Below are 20297 nucleotides of genomic sequence, written 5' to 3' on the forward strand. Positions count from 1 at the left end.
TTAATATTATTTTTTTTTGCAAATTTAAAATTGAATAGACAGAGGAGAGGATGCAATTGTTTAAGAAAAACACCAACAAGATAAAGGTGATGGCTTTAGGTGGTCTTAACGAAATAGGTAAGAATATGACTTTAATCGAGTACAAAGACGAGATTGTTGTAATCGATGCAGGTCTTAGCTTTCCAGAAGACGAGATGCTAGGAGTAGATATTGTCATACCAGATATTACTTATTTAATTAAGAACAAGGATAAGGTTAAAGGTATTTTTATAACACATGGCCATGAGGATCATATAGGAGCCCTTCCATACATCCTTAAAAAGATTGATGTACCTGTATACGGAACTATGCTTAGTATAGGCTTGATAGAAGTTAAATTAAAGGAGCATAAATTGAGTACAGCTAAATTAAATGTAGTTACTCCTAGACAGATAATAAAGCTTGCAAATATGAGTGTAGAGTTTATTAAAAACAATCACAGTATCCCAGGTGCATGTTCTATTGCAGTTCATACAGATCAAGGTATAATATACCATACAGGAGACTTTAAGATAGATTTAACTCCAATAGACGGCGGTGTTATGGATTTACACAGAATATGCGAGCTAGGACAAGAAGGAGTCCTTTTACTATTAGCAGATAGTACTAATGTTGAGAGACCAGGATATACAATGTCAGAAAAAATAGTAGGGGCTGGTCTAGATGATTTATTTAGAAAGGCTAATGATAGCAGAATTATAGTTGCAACGTTCTCTTCAAACATACACAGATTACAACAAATAATAGATATGGCGAAGAAATGCGATAGAAAAGTAGCTATATCAGGAAGATCTATGGTCAATGTCATATGCGTTGCAAGAGAGCTTGGATACTTAGACATAGAAGACGATATGTTAGTTGATTTGAACGATATATCTAAATACGATGATAGTGAGCTTGTAATTATAACTACAGGGACTCAAGGAGAACCGATGTCTGCCCTTGCTAGAATGGCAAGTAGCGAACACAAAAAGGTCGAAATTAAAGCTGGGGATTTAGTTATAATATCAGCTCATCCAATACCAGGTAATGAAAAATTAATTTCAAAGGTTATAAACCTACTATTTGAAAAGGGCGCAAGCGTAGTATACAATGACTTAGCTGATATACACGTTTCAGGGCATGCATCTCAAGAAGAGTTAAAATTAATAAATGTAATGGCAAAACCTAAATTCTTTATGCCAGTACACGGTGAGTATAGAATGTTAAAGAGACATGCAGAGCTTGCTGAGGAATTGGGAATGCCAGAAGAAAACATATTTGTGATGCAGACAGGTCAAGTGCTAGAATTAGATAAAAATTCTGCTAAAGTAACTACTACGGTTCCAATAGGAAATGTTTTAGTCGACGGTCTAGGTGTTGGAGATGTAGGAAACATAGTTTTAAGAGATAGAAAACACCTATCAGAGGATGGGCTAATGATAGTTGTAGTAACTATTTCAAAAGAAGATGGAAAAGTTTTAGCAGGACCAGATATAATATCAAGAGGATTCGTATATGTAAGAGAATCAGAAGACTTAATGGACGGTGCGAAGGCTGTAATAAAAGAAGTATTAACTGAATGCGAAGAAAAAAATATAAAAGAATGGGCTTATTTAAAAAATAATATAAAAGAAAATCTTAAAGAATATTTGTACACAAAAACAAAAAGAAATCCAATGATACTACCTATAATAATGGAAGTATAGAATTTGGTTTTAAAGGGTATTGTGAAATAGGTTTTAAATCTATTTTGCAATACCCTATTTTGTTGAAGAGTTTTGCCTTCCAATAATATACCAATTATAAATTTATAATTTTGGAAAATATACATATATAGAATAATCATTTGACGAGGTGACATTATGAAGAGATTTATAAGTGTATTTTTAGCTATAATATTTATTATCTGCCAAAATGCTTTTGTGTTTGCAGATAAAAATACAAGTAACAATATCGATATAGGCTCAAAATCGGCTGTACTTATGGATGTTTCTAGTGGACAGGTATTGTACGAAAAAAATTGCCACGAGAAGTTACCTCCAGCCAGTGTTACTAAGGTAATGACGATGCTTTTAATCTGTGAAGCAATAGAAAGTGGAAAGATAAAAATAAACGACGAGGTTACTATTAGTGAAAATGCAGCTTCGATGGGAGGTAGTCAAATTTTTTTAGAGCCTGGAGAGGTTCAGACAGTAGATACTTTGTTAAAGGGTATATCTGTTGCATCTGCAAATGACGCCTGTGTCGCGATGGCAGAGTACATTGGCGGCAGTGTAGAGGAATTTGTGGATATGATGAATAAAAAAGCCAAAGATCTTAAAATGAACGACACAAATTTTGTAAATACAAACGGTCTTCCTGTAGAGAATCACTACACATCTGCCTATGATATAGGAATAATGTCTAGAGAGCTTTTAAAGCATGAGCTGATTGAAAAATACTTGACTACATGGATGGATAATATAGTTGTAGGTAAGAAAAAAGCGACAATAGGTCTAGCAAATACAAATAAATTGATAAAACACTACAACGGTGCTACAGGCGTGAAGACTGGTTTTACAGGAGAAGCAAAATTTTGTGTATCAGCATCTGCAAAGAGAGGAAAAACTCATCTAATAGCAGTTATTTTAGGAGGACAAACATCAAAGGATAGATTTAAGGATGCAACTACACTTTTAGATTATGGATTTGCAAATTATGAAAGCGTAAAAATATGCTCTAAAAATCAAAAGCTATATACTTTAAAATTGAAAAAGGCAGACTGCGAAAATGTGGGCTTAGTAGCTAAAGACGATTTAGGAATACTAACTAAAAAGGGTGAGTCAAAGGATTTTATTAAAAAGATAGAGGTAGATAAAAATTTAAAGCTTCCTATTAAACAGGGAACTACTTTAGGTAAGGTGAAGATATATAAAGGAAATAAATTAATAGGACAAGTTGACCTTGTAAGTAGTAGGGATATAGACAAAGCTAGTTATTTACAAATGCTAAAGAGATTAGTTGAAGATATCGTGTAATGCTATGATATATCTAAACCCTATATAGATAGGTATTTGCTTATCTGTATAGGGTATTTATTTGATATTGCTATTTATTTACTTTTATATTTATTAAATTATATCAGATTAGAAAAATTATTGTTTTGATTAAATGTATTATTTTTGATATAATAGTAACATTATCAAAAAATAATAAATTCATATATAGTTTAGGCTTATCTAGAAATACAAATAGTAAAACAAAGGAGGCAAAAATTATGGAAAAATATTTTGCAAATATGGTTGTTGTAGATTCTAGTAAATATGCGCTAGATGAAGTCACTAAAACAATCGTAGAACATCTCGAATCAATTCGTGCTAAAGATATAACTTATTTCAAAGGAGAACAAAACGATAAAGTATATATTCATTTTGAAATCGTCAATCAGCATTTAGTCGATGTTGTTGAAGTAGTTATAAAAAAATATGAAGATATTGAATACATTAGTTGTAATTTTTGTCCTAAGATGATTTTTGGTTATAGCGTAGGTTATATTAGTTATAGAGGTAATAATAAAGAATTTATACATAGAAAACTGCTTGAAGATGGGTATAAGAATTCTTATGAGTTTTCAGCATTTATAAATCAAGTTTCTTTAGAAGAAGCGGGATTTGTATATGATGAGGAAAAACATAATTATCGTTTAGTAAATCTTGAAGATCAACAAAAAAGAATCGAAGATCAAGAAAAGTTTGATCAATATTTGAGAGATTCATATCTTTGCCTTTGCTTGCATGAAAAAATAGATGAACCATTTGAATATATTCCGATTGAAAAGCGCGATTTAACACTTGATGACGACATAAGAGAATTAGATTTGCAAGTTCGTCCGTACAATTGTCTAAAAAGAGCTGGAGTTAATACAATCGAAGAATTAATTGGATTAACTAAGGAGGAAGTTTTACAATTTAGAAATTTAAATGATAATGCACTTGAAAATATTTTAGAGCAACTTAGTAAAATTGGACTTAAATTAAAAGAATAAATTTTAGTTATACTATATAAAATAATTAGATTGACATCTATATTTAAATTATTTTGATTAAACATACTATAATTGATATAATAATAGTATTATCTAAAAAATAATTAGGAGAGAAATTAAATGAATTTTTTAAGTGACATTTTAGTATCTCTAGTAGGTATAGTATTTGCGATGACTATACATGAGTTTGGTCATGCGTTTGCGGCGTATTTACTAGGCGATGATACTGCTAAAAGAGCAGGAAGAATGACAATCAATCCATCTAGACATGTGGATATTTTAGGCTTGATTATGCTTGTTATATTTCATTTTGGATGGGCAAAACCAGTACCAGTAAACCCAAATAATTTTAAAAACTATAGAGTTGGAAGCTTTATCGTAGCTATATCTGGGGCTATCGGAAATTTAATAGGAGCTATAATCTGTGCTTTTATTTTAAAATTCAGTCCAATGTACTCTATTAGTTTAATAGCTGCTACAGCTGTAAATTACAATTTATGGTTTGGTGCATTCAACCTACTTCCAGTTCCACCACTTGATGGATGGGGAGTAATTTCTAGTTTTTTACCTTATAAATACAGAGATTTTGAAATAAAATACGAAAATATAGGATATGTAGTATTGATAGTACTATTAATCACAAATTTATATTCTTATATAACAACTCCAATAGTAAGTGTATTTGCAACTATAGTAAGGTTTGTGACAAAAATATAGATGAAGTACAGCATACATTTAAACGTATACGATGGACCTTTAGACCTGCTTTGTGATATGATATCTAAGCAAAAAATAGATATCAAGGATATATCTATAATTGAAATCACAAAGCAGTATTTAGCTTATTTGAATATGCTAGAATCCATGGATTTAGAGGTGACGAGTGATTTTATAACTATGGCTACAAAGCTTTTAGAGATAAAATCAAAATACCTGTTGTTTTCGCAAAGAGATATGGATGAAGAAGAGGATCCAAGACTTGAGCTTATGGAGCAGATAAAAGAATATAAAAAATACAAAAAGGCTAGTGAGGTTTTAAAAGAAAATGTAGATTACATAAATCAGCCTTACTACAGAACTAGAGAGGAAGTTATTACAGATGAAAAGGTCGATTTAAATGAAATATCGATAGAATCTATAAAAGCGATACTTCCATATATATTTAAGGTAAAAACTATACAAGAAGAAGAAAAAGACGAGAGATTAGATAAAATTGTAAGAGGAAAAATAATACCTGTTGAAGAAAAAATAAAATATATAGAAGATATTTTAAAAACTACAGATAATATAAATTTTAACAGCATGGTACAAAGCTACCAAAAGGATGAAGTAATAGCTACATTTTTATCTATACTAGAGCTTATTAAATCTAGAAAAATAGTAGTCGTTCAAGAAAATTTCTTTGAAGACATTATTATAAAAAAGAATTTGGAGAATTAACATGAAGAGAAGTGAGATAAAATATATTATAGAATCAATAATGTTTGCATATGGAGAACCGATAAGTATAAAGGAATTAAATTATGCAATTAATGAAGAACTTTCTCCAAAAGAAATAGAGTATATGCTTAATTTATTAAGGGATGAATATGAAGAGCAAAATAGAGGTATACAGATTATACAGCTAGAAGATAGATATCAAATGTGTACCAATAAGAAATATACTCCTTATATCAAGAAAATCCTAGAGCCTAAAAGAAAGAAAACATTAAGTCAGGCGACATTAGAGACTTTGACTATAATTGCATATAAACAACCTATCACAAAAGTCGAAATTGAGAGCGTTAGAGGTGTAAAATGCGATAAAGTTCTACAGACTTTACTTGAAAATTCTCTAATAAAGGAAGCAGGAAGGTTAAATAAAATAGGAAAACCTATAATATATAAAACAACAGATGAATTTTTAAAGCTTCTAAATATAGAAAAATTAGAAGATTTACCACCAATTGAACAATTTGAAGAAAGTATGGATTAAATATTTAATTAGCGATAGTTAAAAATACGATTTTAGAAGTTTTTAATATATGAAGTAGGGGGGTCGTAACATGAAAAATATAAGCTTACCACTTATAATAGGTTCTGTAATGTGCGTATTGAGTATATTGTTTGGATTTTACACTATAAATTCAGGAGATACTTTTAAAGGTGTTTTATGGATGGTAGCTGCTCTTTGTTGGGCATCTTTTGTTAGAAATGTATTTAGAAAAAATAATAAAAGCAATAGAAAATAAGAAAAAATTAAAAATTGTTGCATGTTTTTACTTGCAACAATTTTTTTGCACTTTTTTAATCTTCGCCAAAAGTATCGTAGTAAAGAGCTTTGATTTCTTCTTCTGATTTGTCTTTTAAAGACTCTGAGATATCCTTATGTGCAATTATAAGGTAGTAATTTATCAATTCGTCAATCATTATAGAAATATCCATTTTAGCCTCCTAGTTTATAATTATTTTCTATATAAGGTGATTGTAGCACAAAATTAAAAAAAATAGTATTTTTTATGGAAATAGGGAATATTAATAATATACTAGAAGAAAATTGTAAAGAGGTGTAAAAATGGACATTTTGAGAGAGGCGACTAGGATAAAGGAGATAGTTCTAGCTGTGGCGGAGGATAAGGGAATAAGTAGCCTAGAAGCGTGGCCAGAAGCTATCTTGTTGTATAAATTAAAATACGAAAATAATTTTAGATAATAAAATTTAAATACTGAAAAAAATCTGTCCAGGTAATCGATTGGACAGATTTTTTTCAGTATTTAATTAATATACATCTAAAACAGCTTCTTTTAATACTTCTCCTATTGCATCGTTTATAACTAGAGAAGCTGTGTTGTCGTATCCAGTTGAGCTCTTATTTATTAAAACTAGATCTCTACCCCTATAGTAATTTATAAAGCTAGCAGCAGGGTAAACAACTAGAGAAGTACCACCTATTATCAACAAATCAGCAGATGATATAGCCCTTATAGCACCTTCAACAGTAGCATTGTCTAATCCCTCTTCATATAAAACAACATCTGGCTTTACAACTGAACCACATTTATCACAATGAGGAATATTACCGCCAAGGTCTAACATTCCATCTAAGTCAAAGAATTTATGACATTTAGTACAGTAATTTCTATGTACAGATCCATGCAATTCGTATACGTTTTTACTTCCAGCCATTTGATGAAGTCCATCTATATTTTGAGTAACTATAGCCTTTAGTTTTCCCATTTCTTCTAATTTAGCTAAGGCCTTATGCGCATTATTAGGTTTAGCATCTGGGTAAATTAATTTATCTTTATAGAATTTAAAAAACTCCTCTGGATATTTAACAAAAAATGTATGAGATACTAGCTGTTCTGGTGTAAAATTTCTATTTAACTTTTCACTGAATAGTCCAGAAGAACTACGGAAATCGGGAATATTTGATTCTGTACTTGTTCCTGCACCTCCGAAGAAAACTATATTATTGCTTTTTTCTATGAGTTCTTTTAATTCATTTATTTTATCATTCATATTAGGACCTCCTAAATTAATTTATATTTATATGATATCAAATTATTTAGTATTTATAAATAATTAAAAAATTTATATTTATTGAGAAAATTATAAAGGGTTTTGTATCAATTTTAATGAATAAGTAGTTAAATAGATAAATTTTTTGAAAAAATAATATTAATTTGTAAATATAGGGGTATATATTTATAATATAAAAGGGACTAAAAAAGAAAAAAGGAGATTTATATGAATTTTAATAAAAAAATAATATTAACTAGCATGGCAGTGATGCCATTTTTCATGGGGACGATAAATGCACAATCTAATGAAGGTGTGGTTACAGCATATGCGTTAAATGTAAGAAGTGGTCCAGATAAATCATACGATATAAAATTTGTAATTTATAAAGATGATAAGGTTACAATTGAGGATTCATCCAATGGATGGTATAAAATAACTACTAAAAGCGAAAAAAAAGGATGGGCAAGCTCTAAGTATATAGATGTAGTTGAAAATGAGTCGACTACAATTAAAAAGGTATCAGCTTCATCACTTAATATGAGAAAGGGTCCATCTACATCTTACGGGATAATAACGACATTGAGTAAAGGTCAAGCGGTTGAGGTTATTTCAGTCGACAATGGATGGGCAAAAATAAAGTATAATTCAAAAATAGGATATGTATCTAACAAGTATTTAAAGGATGAGGTAGATAGCGGTATAAAGATAAAATATGTAAATACATCATCATTAAATGTGAGAACAGGTCCATCTACATCTTATAAAATATTGAAAGTTTATAAATATGGACAGGAAGTTAAGGTAGTATCTATAAACGGAAATTGGGCAAAAATAAAATACAAAGATGGATATGCATACATATCAAATAAATATTTAACTGATAAAATATCAGATAATGAAGATAATAAGAATGAAGGTAATACTGAAAATAACAATCAAGGTGGAATAAAAACTACATATGAAAATTTAAGCTATTCTTTCGATACAATGGTCGATTACGAGTATAAATTATCACAAAAAGGATACAATAAAATTAGAGCTAATATATCTAGTGATTACTCAAATTCTAATAAATATATAAATGCTACTAAAACAGATTTGAGAAAATATTTAAATCCAGATAATTTTACTTCAAATAGCAATGGAAAGCTTCAATTTTTAAGAATAGATAAGTATCGCTCTGGAATAACAGCTAGTGAATTGAATGCTTATTTTGCAAAATACTGTCAATCACATAGCGTATTTTTAAATAAGGGACAGGCATTTATAGATGCAGCTAAGAAATACGATTTAGATGTGACATATTTAGTTGCAGCATCTATGCTTGAGACAGGACATGGAGTTTCTAAATTAGCTCAGGGAGTTTATGTAACTGATTCTTCAGGAAATCAAGTCAAGGTTTATAACTTCTTTGGGATATCTGCATATGACGGAACTGCTGTATCATCAGCTTCTCAATATGCTTATAAAAAGGGATGGACTTCAGTTGATAAAACTATAGATGGCTCAGCTAAATGGCTATCTGATAATTACATACATAGCAGCAAATACAATCAAAATACACTATATAAAATGAGATGGAGCTACAATACAGGTCACCAATATGCTACAGATGTAGATTGGGCAGCCTATATAGGAAAATTGATGAATAAAATAGTTCCTTATTACAACGACTCTACGACTTTAGAGTATTTGATACCTAAATATAAATAATATCAAATTGGAAAATCTAAAATTTTGAATTTTAGATTTTCCTCGAATAAAAATCAGCATAAAATCTTTATACGATTTTCTAAATTATTTTCTGAAACTATATTTTTTAAATTGCCGTAATTATATGTCGCCAAGGCGTATTCCTTCATTTTTTCAAAAATATATTTTTCCATATCGCTTTTGAAATTCACGATATCTTTTCCTATATTCCAGGCATTTAGCTCTCTTAAAATCGTATTTTTCTTAAACTGAAGGACGTAATCCTCAAGTTCTAAGGGCAGATTTTTTTTGTAGTAGGAGCGATCCTTTAAATCTATATTGTACTCTACTATAGAATTTGCAATTGAAGAAATTATATCGCTCGAGGTCGATTTTATAATAGATAAATTTGGATCTAGTATATGGCCTATTTCGTGGCAAAGAGCGCATTTTCCTATAAGGTATATGTTGTGTTTTGTAATAGGTATATTTTCAGTATTGAACGAATTTATAAATAGGTAAAAATTATAGCAAAATGATAAAAAGCCGTTTTTAGAAATAACTACAACTCCTAATTTGGGAAGTGCGCAAATTGGAATATTGCTTTTTTTATAGTAAAATAGATGAATTTGCTTTTTATTTATATTCATTTCTGCTAGAGCATTTGTGAAGAGCTTTTTACATTTTAATTCCTTATAATAAATAGGTATTTTTTTTATATCATATATATTTGAGCAAGTCATACTATACCTCCAAATATAAGACCTTATTATAATAATATTAAAAAGCTTCAAAAAAGAGCTAATCCAAAAAAATAATTTATAATTTACTTTGAGATAGGGGACTTTCAAAATAAATTATAAATATGATATAATTTTATTTTAAAAAGCAAAATCTTGAGATGAAAGGGGATGTCATATATAAATGGATAGCATAAACGATTATTTGAGCAAATTGAAAATTGAAAATGATTTTTTATATAAGAGATTAAAAGATGTGCTTGTAACAAAGGTTGTTTATTACAAAGAGAACAGGATTTTTTATATGTATTTATCGTCCAAGGAAATAATTTCTTATGACATTTTATCATCGCTTAGGGAGGCTTTATTAGATGAATTGGATTATTTTTCTGATATAAAAATAAAGATGAGATATAATGGATTGTCTCGTAAATCTAATAAGGACATAGTAAAAAAGAATTGGGATAATATACTGCATATACTCAGAGATATCTGTCCAGCTATTGAAGGATGGAGAAAGCAGGTTGAATATATGTGTATAGATGACACCTTAAAAATAAAGATACCTAAGGGTATTTTTTACGATAAATTAAAATCGAAAGACTGTGAGCATATAATCCACAATGTCTTTTTAGAGGAGTTTTCTCTAGAGCTAAAGGTCGTATTAGAAAAGGCTGTAGATGAAAAAATCGACACGAAAAAAATAATTGAGAAGATGGATAGAGAGCTTGAGGAAAAAATCAAGGAGATGGAAATTTCTGACTCTAAAAAGGAAGAGGAGGAAGAAGGTGCATACGTAATAAAGGACGAGGAACAAGAGGATACAAATATAATATACGGCGAAAATGTAAATGCAGCATTTGAGCATATTTGCGATATAAACCAAAATATGAGAACTATCTGCATAGTCGGAGAAATATTTAATATAGAAATCAAAGAGCTTAAAAATGGAAAAATTCTTCTTATAGTAGATGTCACAGATAACACGAGCTCTATAAGCTGTAAGCTATTCTTAAACGATATGAATCAGGATAAGGTCTTAAGTAAGATAACAGAAGGGACTTATGTAAAAATCAAGGGAGACGTATTATACGATGCGTTTAAACGCGAGCTTACTATGACTATAAGTGGTATCAGACTAGAGGAAAAGAAATACAGACAGGATACTAGCCCTAAAAAACGTGTAGAGCTCCATGCGCATACTCAAATGTCTTCAATGGATGCATTATGTCAAACTAAAAAGCTCGTGAAGCAGGCGGCTACTTGGGGTCATAAGGCAATAGCTATTACAGACCACGGTGTAGTTCAGGCGTTCCCTGAGGCTATGGACGCCGGTAAAAGCAACAATATAAAGATACTTTACGGCGTGGAGGGTTATTTAGTAGAGGATAATGCACCGATTATAAAGGATCCAAATGATAAAGATCTTTCTCAGACATTTGTAGTATTCGACTTAGAGACTACTGGTTTTTCAAATAAAAACGACAAGATAACTGAAATCGGAGCTGTCAAGGTCCAAAATTTCGAGATTGTAGATAGATTTAATGAGCTAATAAATCCAGAGAAGGATATATCGTATAAGGTTCAGGAATTGACAGGTATAACTAATGATTTGATAAAGGATAAACCTACAATTGAAGAGATTTTGCCTAAGTTTATGGAATTTGTAGGAGACAGTGTGTTAGTTGCGCATAATGCAGAATTCGATATAGGGTTTATAAATCAAAAATGCAAGGAAATGGGCATAAAATTTGAAAATAAAAGTGTAGATACCCTAATGCTCGCTAGAATACTTCTACCACATTTAAAGAGATTTAAGCTTAATAACCTTACAAAGGAGCTAGGAGTTCCTCTACACAACCACCATAGAGCAGTAGATGACGCTGCTGCAACTGCTCATATATTTATAAAATTCTTGGATATGCTCCAAAAGAGGGGCGCAGAAAAATTGAGCGATGTAAATGAAATATTAGGATTTATAGACTATACTAAGCTAAAGACAAAGCATATTACTCTAATAGCTCAAAATTTGGTTGGAATTAAGAATTTATACAAGATAGTATCTGATGCACATGTAAATCATTTTTACAGATCACCGAGAATATTAAAGAGTGTATTGATGGAATATAAAGAAGGAATTATCGTTGGTTCAGCATGTGAGTCGGGAGAAGTGTTCCAGGCTGTCAAACAGAATAAAGACGACGATGAGATAAAAGATATTATAGATTTATACGACTATATAGAGGTAATGCCTATAGACAACAACAGGTTTATGATACACAACGGCGAGGTTGAGGACGAAGACGAGCTTAGAGAATTAAATAAAAAGATCGTAGATGTAGCAAAGAGATTTGGTAAAATTCCAGTGGCTACAGGAGATGTGCACTTTATAGAAAAGCATGAGGCTGTATTTAGAAGGGTACTTAAGTATTCTCAAGGCTACAGTGTAGATGAAGAAGAGACATATCTGCATTTTAGGACTACAGATGAGATGCTAGAGGAGTTTAAGTATTTAGGTGAGGATCTGGCGTACGAGGTCGTAGTCGAAAATACTAATAAAATTGCGGATATGGTAGAGGACTTTTTACCTATACCAAATGAGACATTCCCACCTGTAATAGAGGGTTCAGATACAGAGCTTAGAGAGATGTGCTACTCAAAGGCTAAGAGAATTTACGGAGATCCGATGCCTGAAATAGTAAAAACTCGTCTAGACAGAGAGCTAAACTCTATAATCAGCAACGGTTACGCAGTTATGTATATAATAGCCCAAAAGCTTGTTACAAAATCGCTAGCAGACGGTTATCTAGTTGGATCTAGAGGTTCTGTTGGATCCTCACTTGCAGCTACAATGAGTGATATAACAGAGGTTAACCCACTTCCAGCACATTATATCTGTGAAAATCCAGATTGCAAATATTCTTATTTTTACGATGTAGGTGAATGGGGTTCTGGGGTAGATTTACCGGATAAAGACTGTCCTAAATGCGGTAGAAAGCTTAAAAAAGACGGCCACGATATACCTTTTGAGGTCTTTTTAGGATTTGAGGGAGATAAGGAGCCTGATATAGACCTTAACTTCTCGGGTAGCTATCAGCCGGTAATTCACAAATACACAGAGGAATTATTCGGTGAAGGCCACGTATATAGAGCTGGAACTATAGGTACAGTTGCAGATAAAACTGCATATGGATATGCTAAAAAATATTCAGAGGAAAATGAGTTAGATTTAAATAGTGCAGAGATTTTAAGACTTGCAAAGGGATGTACTGGAGTTAAAAGAACATCAGGACAGCATCCAGGAGGCGTAATGGTTATACCAGATTATAAGGAGGTCTATGATATTACACCTATACAATACCCAGCAAATGATACGTCCTGTGGAGTTATAACGACGCATTTCGACTACCACTCTATAAGTGGTAGAATACTGAAGCTAGACATTCTAGGGCACGACGTTCCGACCATAATAAGAATGCTTGAGGATATTACAGGGCTAGATGCGACAAATATTCCTCTAGATGACAAGGAGACTATGTCCATATTTACATCTACAGAGGCATTAGGTGTAACTCCAGAAGAAATTAACTGTCCAATAGGTTCCCTTGCTATACCAGAATTTGGGACATCCTTCGTTAGACAGATGCTGCTTGACACAAGACCTACTACTTTTGCAGAGCTCGTTCGTATAGCAGGACTTTCACATGGTACAGATGTTTGGCTAAACAATGCACAGGATTTAGTTGTAGATGGAGTAGTTGAATTCAAAGAGGTTATATCTACTCGTGACGATATAATGAACTACTTGCTGTTTAAGGGATTGCCTCCTAAGATGGCGTTTACAATTATGGAGCACGTCAGAAAGGGTAAAGGATTGAAGCCTGAATTTATAGAAGAGATGAACAAACACGATGTGCCTGAGTGGTATATTGAGTCTTGTAAGAAGATAAAATACATGTTCCCTAAGGCACATGCCGTAGCATATGTAATGATGTCGTTTAGACTTGCCTATTTTAAGGTGCATTATCCGGCTGCATTTTATGCGACTTATTTTACAACTAAGGCACAGGATTTTGATGCAGATTTGATTGTGAAGGGGCTCGACAGTATTAAAGCAAAGATAGATCAAATTCACGAGCTAGGAAATGATGCAACAGCAAAGGACAAGACGATGCTTACGGTCCTAGAGGTTGCACTTGAAATGTACGCGAGAAAGATAAAGATAATTCCTGTAGATATTTATAAATCTGATGCGACTAAGTTTCAGGTTGTAGACGATAAGACAATACTTCCACCTATGATAGCTTTACAAGGTGTAGGGGAAAATGCAGCTATAAATATCCAAAGGGAAAGAGAAAACGGAGAATTTATCTCTAAAGAGGATTTGAGAAAGAGAACTAAAATCTCAAAAACAGTAGTGGAGACACTTTCAAATCACGGTTCTCTAAACGATATGAGTGAAAAAAATCAATTATCCTTATTTTAAAAGTTTTACAAAAAAATTGAAATTATTGTGTACAAATCGAAAAAAATAGTGTAAACTATAATAGTTAAAAATGTATTTATACAAAAACACTTGTAAAAAAAAAAATTTTATGTTATAGTAATAGAAAAATAGTATATGGCAGAAGATAAGAGTGAGGCAGTTGTTCTCACTCTTTTATTTTAAATATGTTATAATACAACTGAATAGGAGGCATAAATGAAAAAGAATATTGAATCTATAGTTGAAGAATTAGTATTGCCTGTTTTAGATGCTAAGGATATAGAATTAGTAGATGTAGAATATGTAAAAGAAGCGGGACAATTTTATTTGAGAATCTACCTTGAAAAGGAAGGTGGAATTACATTAAATGATTGTGAAGCTGTATCAAGAGAAATAAATCCTATATTAGACGAAAAAGACCCAATCGAAGAAAATTATTATTTAGAAGTATGTTCACCAGGTCTTGATAGACCTCTTAAAAAAGAAAAAGACTTTATAAGATACGCAGGAAGGGATGTAGAAATCAAATTATACAAACCTTTAAACGGAACAAAACAGCTTGAAGGAGAACTTGTAGGTTTAACTGAAGACAAAAAAATAAAAGTTATAATAGATGATAGTGAAGTTGAGTTTGATAAAAAAGATATTGCGATAATCAGACTTGCTGTGAAATTTTAGCGGTAGTATTAACTAGGGAGGAATAAAAATGAAACAAGAAATTGTAGATCCAAAGCAAGATTTTATGGAAGCGTTAGACGAATTAGAAAAAGACAGAGGGATAGATAAAGAAATTATAATAGATACTATAGAACAAGCACTTTTAACTGCTTACAAAAAGAACTTCGGTTCAGCTCAAAATGTAAGAGTTGAAGTAGATAGAGAAGATGGAGAAGTAAGAGTATTCTCTCAAAGAAGAGTAGTAGATGAATCAGATTTATACGATACTTTCTTAGAAATAGAATTAGCAGATGCTAGAAAAATAGACCCAAGCTATGAATTAGGAGATATAATAGAAAATGAAGTAACTCCTAAGGACTTCGGTAGAATAGCAGCTCAAACTGCTAAGCAAGTAGTTGTACAAAGAATAAGAGAAGCAGAAAGAGAAATCGTATACAATGAATTTATCGAAAAGGAAACAGAAATAGTTACAGGTGAAATAGCTAGAGCTACTTCAAAAACTGTATATGTAAATGTAGGAAAAATAGAAGCTTCTATGCCAGAATCTGAACAAATTCCTGGAGAAGAGTATAAAGCAGGTCAAAAGATAAAAGTATATATACTAGAAGTTAAAAAGACTAATAAAGGACCTCAAATAGTAGTTTCAAGAAGTCATCCAGGTCTTGTTAAGAGATTATTTGAAAAACAAGTAGAAGAAATATACCAAGGTATAGTTCAAATAAAATCTGTTTCAAGAGAAGCTGGTTCAAGAACTAAAATAGCAGTTCAATCAATAGACGAAAGAATAGATCCAATCGGTGCTTGTGTAGGTACTAAAGGTTCCAGAGTAAGAGCTGTAGTAGATGAGTTAGGTGGAGAAAAAATAGATATAATTAATTACAGTGAAGACCCAGCTGAATTTATATCAGCATCACTTAGCCCATCAAAAGTTGTAAGAGTAGATGTAAATGAAGAAGAAAAAACTGCACTTGTAGTAGTTCCTGATTATCAATTATCTTTAGCAATAGGTAAATCTGGTCAAAATGCAAGACTTGCAGCTAAACTTACTAATTGGAAAATAGACATAAAAAGCGAATCACAAATAAAAGAAGAAATGGAATTAAAAGCTAACGAAGAAGAAATCGAATCTACACCTGAAGTAGCTGAAGTAGAAGATATAGATTTAGATACTGAAGTTGATTTAGATTCTGATATTGAAGAATAATCTCAACTAGTATAAAGTTAAGGAGGGATGGCTTTGAAAAAAGTAAAGAAAATACCTCAAAGAAAATGCATAGTATGTCAAGATAGAGATTCTAAAAAAGAGCTTATGAGAATTGTTAAAAACAAAGAAGGCGAAATATTTTTAGATCCATCTGGCAGAGCAAATGGTAGAGGTGCATATATATGTAAAGACTCTGAATGTCTAAAAAAAGCCATAAAGACAAAAGCTTTAAATAGAGCTTTTAAGGTCGAAGTTTCTGATGAAGTATACGAAAAATTATTGACGGAGTTAGAAGCTTATGATAAATAACAATCAAAAAATTCATTCTTATATAGGTCTAGCTATGAGAGCTGGCAAAGTCGTATCAGGAGATGACACAACTTTAAAAGATCTCAAAAAAGGCAAAGTAAATTTAATAATAATCGCCGAGGACGCTTCAGATAATACTAAAAAGTTATTTAAAGACAAATCGGCGTATAGAAAGGTAGACCAAATTCTGTTTTCAACAAAGGTAGAGCTTGGTTTATCTATAGGAAAATCACCGAGAGCAGTGCTAGGGATAAAAGATAAAGCTCTAGCACAAAAGATTTTAGAACTCGTTGAAGTAAAAATTTAATAGGGGGTGATCTTGTGGCAAATACAAGAATAGACCAAATTGCAAAAGAAGTAAAAGTTTCAAATAAAGAAGTTATAGCTAAATTAGCTGAATTAGGAATTGAAGTAGAAAACGAAAATTCAGAAATAGACGAAGAAGACGCACAGTTAGTGACAGAATTATTATTAGAAGAAAATGGTAAGAAAATAAGTATAGATGGACCTTTAACAGTTCAAAATCTATCAGATGCTGTAGGAAAATCAGTTTCAGAAGTAATAATGGAGCTTATGAAAATGGGAACTATGGCAACAATAAATCAAGAGGTTACTTTTGAAGTAGCAGCTCTATTAGCTCAAAAATATGGATTTACATTAGAAGCAGTTGCAAGTGATGTAGATGCAGAAGAAGAAATAGAAAAATTAATGGAAATTGAAGAAGATAGAGAAGAAGATTTAAAACCAAGACCACCAGTTGTAACTGTAATGGGACACGTTGACCATGGTAAGACATCTTTACTTGATGCTATAAGAAATACTCGTGTAACATCAAGTGAAGCAGGTGGAATAACTCAACATATAGGTGCATCTGAAGTATCTATAAACGGACAAAAAATCGTATTTTTAGATACTCCAGGACATGAAGCCTTCACATCAATGAGAGCAAGAGGTGCTCAAGTAACAGATATAGCAATACTTGTAGTTGCAGCAGACGACGGTATAATGCCTCAAACAATAGAAGCTATAAACCATGCCAATGCAGCAGGTGTACCTCTAATAGTAGCTATAAACAAAATAGATAAACCAGGTGCTAACCCAGAAAAGGTTAAAAAAGAATTAGCAGATGAAGGTCTACTAGTAGAAGACTGGGGTGGAACAGTAATATCTGTAGAAGTTTCAGCTAAGAAAAACCAAAATATAGATACATTGCTAGAAATGGTTCTATTAGTTGCAGAAATGGAAGAATTACGCGCAAATCCTAATAAGAGAGCAGTTGGTACTGTAATAGAAGCTCAACTTGATAAAGCTAGAGGACCAGTTGCAACAGTTTTAGTTCAAGGTGGAACTTTAAAAGTTGGTGACCCAATAGTTGCAGGTGTGGCTTCAGGTAAAGTAAGAGCCATGATAAATTCAAAAGGAAAAAGAGTTAAACATGCAGGCCCATCAACAGCAGTAGAAATACTTGGTCTATCTGAAGTACCACTAGGTGGAGATCAATTTGTAGCTGTTCCAACAGATAAAATAGCTAGAAATATTTCTGAAAAGAGACAATTAATCCAAAGAGAAGAAATGCTTAAGTCTTCTCAAAGAATGTCACTTGACGATTTCTTCAACCAAATGAATGAAGGTCAAGTAAAAGACTTAAATGTAGTAATAAAAGCAGATGTTCAAGGTTCAGTTCAAGCTGTAAAACAATCACTTGAAAAATTATCAAATGAAGAAGTTGGCGTAAATGTAATCCACGGTGGTGTAGGTGCGATAAACGAATCAGACGTATTATTAGCTGCTGCATCAAATGCTATAATCATAGGATTCAACGTAAGACCAGTATCAGGTGCTGAATCTTTAGCAGACAAAGAAAATGTAGATATAAGAACATATACAATAATTTACAAAGCTATAGAAGATATACAAGCTGCTATGAGCGGTTTACTAGATCCAGAATTAAAAGACGAAGATACAGGAAAAGCTGAAATAAGAGAAGTATACAAAATTTCAGGTGTTGGTTCTGTTGCAGGTTGCTACGTTACAAGCGGTAAGATATTTAGAAATTCTAAGGTTAGAATCGTTAGAGACGGTATAATAATCCAAGAATGTGAATTATTAGCGCTTAAGAGATTCAAAGACGATGTAAAAGAAGTTAATAGTGGTTTTGAATGTGGTATGAGCTTTGTTAATTACAACGACATAAAAGTAGGTGACGTAATAGAAGCCTACATCCAAAAGGAAGTAAAGAGAGAACTATAATTAACAAAAGAGGTTGATATAATGGCATCAAATAATAGAACACGTAGAATAGCAGAAGAAATTAGAAAAATAGTAAGTACAATGCTAATTAATGGAATAAAAGATCCAAGAATAAATTCTCTAGTAAGTGTAACTGATGTTGAAGTTACAAGCGACTTAAGCTATGCATATGTATATATAAGTATTTTAGGTGGGGATGAAGAATCTACTTTAGAAGGCTTAAAAAGTGCATGTGGGTATATAAGAAGAGAAGTTGGAAAAAATATAAAAATAAGACATATTCCAGAAATTATATTCAAGATCGACGATTCTCTAATAAAGGGAATGTACATGGATGAATTAATCAAAAAAGTCAATAGTGGATATAAAAATTCATCAGAAGAAGATGAAAAAGACGGTGAATAATATGGATAAAATTATTAATTATATAGATGAGGGTAACTATTTTATAGTTACCTCTCATGTAAATCCAGATGGAGACAATATAGGCTCTACTTTATCTATGTATTATTATCTAAAATCTATAAATAAACAGGTCTACTATGTTTTAGACGACGATATTCCTCTTAATTTAAAGTTTTTATTAAATGATATAGATATTTTAAATTCTGAAGAATTCGAAAAGTTAAATTTAAAGGATTTCAGTATAATATCACTAGATTGTGGAGATTTAGGTAGAATATGCTTGGATAAGGACTTAATAGACAGAGCTTCTAAATTGATTTGTATAGATCACCATGCGAGTAATCAGAGCTTTGGGGATCTCAACTATATAATACCAGAGGCGTCTTCAACTTGTGAACTTGTATATAATATATTAAAAAGAATAAACCAAATAAAAAATACACAAGTTATGGATTCAAAGATAGCAACTGCATTGTATGCAGGTGTGGTAACAGATACAGGTAAATTTACTTACTCTAATACTAGTCCTAGCACATTTGATATGGCAAAGGATCTTTTAGTACTTGGAGCAGAGTCCAATAAAGTTATCTGTGAGGTTTATGGAAACAACCCTTATAATTACTACAAATTATTAGGAGAAGCATTAAATACACTTAATATAATTGAAACTAAGGTGGCGACTATAACGCTTACTCAAGATATGTTATCTAGAAATAATGTAAGCTTCAAGGATACAGACGGCATAACACCTTATTGTAGAGATATTGAAAACGTAGAAGTAGGGATTTTAGTAAAAGAAAAATCTCCAAATGAAATTAAAATAAGTCTTAGATCTAAAAATTACGTGGACGTAAGCCAAATTGCAAAGAAATTTAACGGTGGAGGTCATGTGAGAGCTGCTGGATTAACTGTATTTGGAGAAACTATAGAAAATGCAACTAAGATGGTAGTAGATGAGACTTTAAAGTACATTTAAGGATGAT

The 20297-nt window shown here is 31.6% G+C and carries 20 protein-coding genes; 17 read left to right on the forward strand and 3 right to left on the reverse strand.

From position 1 onward, the window contains the following. Window positions 1-50 precede the first annotated feature (50 nt). The 7 genes from SPD90_RS06840 (at window position 51) to SPD90_RS06870 (ending at window position 6276) form a co-directional block, all read left to right on the forward strand. On the forward strand, window positions 51-1727 hold the full coding sequence (locus SPD90_RS06840; RefSeq protein ID WP_320624638.1) for a ribonuclease J: 1677 nt from the start codon (window positions 51-53) through the stop codon (window positions 1725-1727). Between the two features lie 156 nt (window positions 1728-1883). Beyond that, window positions 1884-3038, forward strand: coding sequence for a D-alanyl-D-alanine carboxypeptidase family protein (locus SPD90_RS06845; RefSeq protein ID WP_320924733.1), 1155 nt, complete (start codon window positions 1884-1886; stop codon window positions 3036-3038). Between the two features lie 239 nt (window positions 3039-3277). After that, window positions 3278-4045 (forward strand): DNA-directed RNA polymerase subunit alpha C-terminal domain-containing protein, encoded by a 768-nt coding sequence (locus SPD90_RS06850; protein ID WP_320924734.1) that lies wholly within the window; start codon window positions 3278-3280, stop codon window positions 4043-4045. A gap of 120 nt (window positions 4046-4165) precedes the next feature. Continuing rightward, window positions 4166-4762 (forward strand): site-2 protease family protein, encoded by a 597-nt coding sequence (locus tag SPD90_RS06855; RefSeq protein WP_320624734.1) that lies wholly within the window; start codon window positions 4166-4168, stop codon window positions 4760-4762. Beyond that, window positions 4763-5485 carry a segregation and condensation protein A gene (locus tag SPD90_RS06860; RefSeq protein ID WP_320924735.1) on the forward strand — a complete coding sequence of 241 codons (723 nt, stop codon included), beginning with the start codon at window positions 4763-4765 and terminating at the stop codon, window positions 5483-5485. 1 nt (window position 5486) lies between these two features. Beyond that, entirely contained in the window at window positions 5487-6020 is a 534-nt protein-coding gene (gene scpB, locus SPD90_RS06865) for an SMC-Scp complex subunit ScpB (protein ID WP_320624732.1), read from the forward strand. A 70-nt stretch (window positions 6021-6090) separates the two neighbouring features. After that, window positions 6091-6276, forward strand: coding sequence for a hypothetical protein (locus SPD90_RS06870; RefSeq protein ID WP_320924736.1), 186 nt, complete (start codon window positions 6091-6093; stop codon window positions 6274-6276). 55 nt (window positions 6277-6331) lie between these two features. On the opposite strand, the gene SPD90_RS06875 is transcribed toward SPD90_RS06870, so the two are convergent. Beyond that, a complete protein-coding gene (locus SPD90_RS06875; RefSeq protein ID WP_320924737.1) occupies window positions 6332-6469 on the reverse strand; it encodes a hypothetical protein in 138 nt (45 codons plus the stop codon). Window positions 6470-6599: 130 nt separating this feature from the next. Between SPD90_RS06875 and SPD90_RS06880 the strand changes: the two genes are divergently transcribed. After that, complete coding sequence (locus SPD90_RS06880; RefSeq protein ID WP_320924738.1) at window positions 6600-6737, forward strand: hypothetical protein; 138 nt, start codon at window positions 6600-6602, stop codon at window positions 6735-6737. A 66-nt stretch (window positions 6738-6803) separates the two neighbouring features. On the opposite strand, the gene SPD90_RS06885 is transcribed toward SPD90_RS06880, so the two are convergent. Next, a complete protein-coding gene (locus tag SPD90_RS06885) occupies window positions 6804-7547 on the reverse strand; it encodes an NAD-dependent protein deacylase (RefSeq protein ID WP_320623829.1) in 744 nt (247 codons plus the stop codon). 228 nt (window positions 7548-7775) lie between these two features. Here SPD90_RS06885 and SPD90_RS06890 point away from each other — a divergent pair, with 228 nt between their 5' ends. Then, window positions 7776-9263, forward strand: coding sequence for an SH3 domain-containing protein (locus SPD90_RS06890; RefSeq protein WP_320924739.1), 1488 nt, complete (start codon window positions 7776-7778; stop codon window positions 9261-9263). A 53-nt stretch (window positions 9264-9316) separates the two neighbouring features. Here the strand turns inward: SPD90_RS06890 and SPD90_RS06895 are convergent, their stop codons facing one another. After that, the gene (locus SPD90_RS06895) at window positions 9317-9985 is read right to left on the reverse strand and encodes a hypothetical protein (RefSeq protein WP_320924740.1); all 669 of its coding nucleotides are present in this window, start codon (window positions 9983-9985) and stop codon (window positions 9317-9319) included. A gap of 181 nt (window positions 9986-10166) precedes the next feature. On the opposite strand from SPD90_RS06895, the gene SPD90_RS06900 reads away from it, so the two are divergent. The 8 genes from SPD90_RS06900 (at window position 10167) to SPD90_RS06935 (ending at window position 20290) form a co-directional block, all read left to right on the forward strand. Then, window positions 10167-14468, forward strand: a complete 4302-nt coding sequence (locus SPD90_RS06900; protein WP_320924741.1) for a PolC-type DNA polymerase III — start codon at window positions 10167-10169, stop codon at window positions 14466-14468. Window positions 14469-14684: 216 nt separating this feature from the next. Next, window positions 14685-15146 carry a ribosome maturation factor RimP gene (rimP, locus tag SPD90_RS06905; RefSeq protein ID WP_320626550.1) on the forward strand — a complete coding sequence of 154 codons (462 nt, stop codon included), beginning with the start codon at window positions 14685-14687 and terminating at the stop codon, window positions 15144-15146. A gap of 28 nt (window positions 15147-15174) precedes the next feature. After that, on the forward strand, window positions 15175-16350 hold the full coding sequence (nusA, locus tag SPD90_RS06910) for a transcription termination factor NusA (RefSeq protein ID WP_320626549.1): 1176 nt from the start codon (window positions 15175-15177) through the stop codon (window positions 16348-16350). A gap of 27 nt (window positions 16351-16377) precedes the next feature. Next, window positions 16378-16659 carry an RNase P modulator RnpM gene (gene rnpM, locus SPD90_RS06915; protein ID WP_320924742.1) on the forward strand — a complete coding sequence of 94 codons (282 nt, stop codon included), beginning with the start codon at window positions 16378-16380 and terminating at the stop codon, window positions 16657-16659. After that, the gene (locus tag SPD90_RS06920) at window positions 16649-16966 is read left to right on the forward strand and encodes a L7Ae/L30e/S12e/Gadd45 family ribosomal protein (RefSeq protein WP_320624658.1); all 318 of its coding nucleotides are present in this window, start codon (window positions 16649-16651) and stop codon (window positions 16964-16966) included. Before rnpM ends, SPD90_RS06920 begins: the two co-directional genes overlap by 11 nt. Before the next feature lie 14 nt (window positions 16967-16980). Further along, entirely contained in the window at window positions 16981-18909 is a 1929-nt protein-coding gene (infB, locus tag SPD90_RS06925) for a translation initiation factor IF-2 (RefSeq protein ID WP_320624659.1), read from the forward strand. 21 nt (window positions 18910-18930) lie between these two features. After that, a complete protein-coding gene (gene rbfA / locus SPD90_RS06930; RefSeq protein ID WP_320924743.1) occupies window positions 18931-19314 on the forward strand; it encodes a 30S ribosome-binding factor RbfA in 384 nt (127 codons plus the stop codon). Window position 19315: 1 nt separating this feature from the next. Further along, on the forward strand, window positions 19316-20290 hold the full coding sequence (locus SPD90_RS06935) for a DHH family phosphoesterase (protein ID WP_320924744.1): 975 nt from the start codon (window positions 19316-19318) through the stop codon (window positions 20288-20290). The last annotated feature ends 7 nt before the right edge of the window (window positions 20291-20297 follow it).

Origin of the sequence: Intestinibacter sp., from assembly GCF_034113885.1 — a bacterium.
Taxonomy (GTDB): domain Bacteria; phylum Bacillota; class Clostridia; order Peptostreptococcales; family Peptostreptococcaceae; genus Intestinibacter.

What these genes read in the sequence shown, in the direction of transcription:
- rnpM (WP_320924742.1), top strand. Translation starts at nt 16,378, where the DNA reads ATGGCTTTGAAAAAAGTAAAGAAAATACCTCAAAGAAAATGCATAGTA.
- rimP (WP_320626550.1), top strand. Translation starts at nt 14,685, where the DNA reads ATGAAAAAGAATATTGAATCTATAGTTGAAGAATTAGTATTGCCTGTT.
- scpB (WP_320624732.1), top strand. Translation starts at nt 5,487, where the DNA reads ATGAAGAGAAGTGAGATAAAATATATTATAGAATCAATAATGTTTGCA.
- SPD90_RS06885 (WP_320623829.1), bottom strand. Translation starts at nt 7,547, where the DNA reads ATGAATGATAAAATAAATGAATTAAAAGAACTCATAGAAAAAAGCAAT.
- nusA (WP_320626549.1), top strand. Translation starts at nt 15,175, where the DNA reads ATGAAACAAGAAATTGTAGATCCAAAGCAAGATTTTATGGAAGCGTTA.
- SPD90_RS06850 (WP_320924734.1), top strand. Translation starts at nt 3,278, where the DNA reads ATGGAAAAATATTTTGCAAATATGGTTGTTGTAGATTCTAGTAAATAT.
- SPD90_RS06920 (WP_320624658.1), top strand. Translation starts at nt 16,649, where the DNA reads ATGATAAATAACAATCAAAAAATTCATTCTTATATAGGTCTAGCTATG.
- SPD90_RS06880 (WP_320924738.1), top strand. Translation starts at nt 6,600, where the DNA reads ATGGACATTTTGAGAGAGGCGACTAGGATAAAGGAGATAGTTCTAGCT.
- SPD90_RS06900 (WP_320924741.1), top strand. Translation starts at nt 10,167, where the DNA reads ATGGATAGCATAAACGATTATTTGAGCAAATTGAAAATTGAAAATGAT.
- SPD90_RS06855 (WP_320624734.1), top strand. Translation starts at nt 4,166, where the DNA reads ATGAATTTTTTAAGTGACATTTTAGTATCTCTAGTAGGTATAGTATTT.
- SPD90_RS06935 (WP_320924744.1), top strand. Translation starts at nt 19,316, where the DNA reads ATGGATAAAATTATTAATTATATAGATGAGGGTAACTATTTTATAGTT.
- SPD90_RS06875 (WP_320924737.1), bottom strand. Translation starts at nt 6,469, where the DNA reads ATGGATATTTCTATAATGATTGACGAATTGATAAATTACTACCTTATA.
- SPD90_RS06860 (WP_320924735.1), top strand. Translation starts at nt 4,763, where the DNA reads ATGAAGTACAGCATACATTTAAACGTATACGATGGACCTTTAGACCTG.
- SPD90_RS06895 (WP_320924740.1), bottom strand. Translation starts at nt 9,985, where the DNA reads ATGACTTGCTCAAATATATATGATATAAAAAAAATACCTATTTATTAT.
- SPD90_RS06840 (WP_320624638.1), top strand. Translation starts at nt 51, where the DNA reads ATGCAATTGTTTAAGAAAAACACCAACAAGATAAAGGTGATGGCTTTA.
- SPD90_RS06890 (WP_320924739.1), top strand. Translation starts at nt 7,776, where the DNA reads ATGAATTTTAATAAAAAAATAATATTAACTAGCATGGCAGTGATGCCA.
- SPD90_RS06845 (WP_320924733.1), top strand. Translation starts at nt 1,884, where the DNA reads ATGAAGAGATTTATAAGTGTATTTTTAGCTATAATATTTATTATCTGC.
- rbfA (WP_320924743.1), top strand. Translation starts at nt 18,931, where the DNA reads ATGGCATCAAATAATAGAACACGTAGAATAGCAGAAGAAATTAGAAAA.
- SPD90_RS06870 (WP_320924736.1), top strand. Translation starts at nt 6,091, where the DNA reads ATGAAAAATATAAGCTTACCACTTATAATAGGTTCTGTAATGTGCGTA.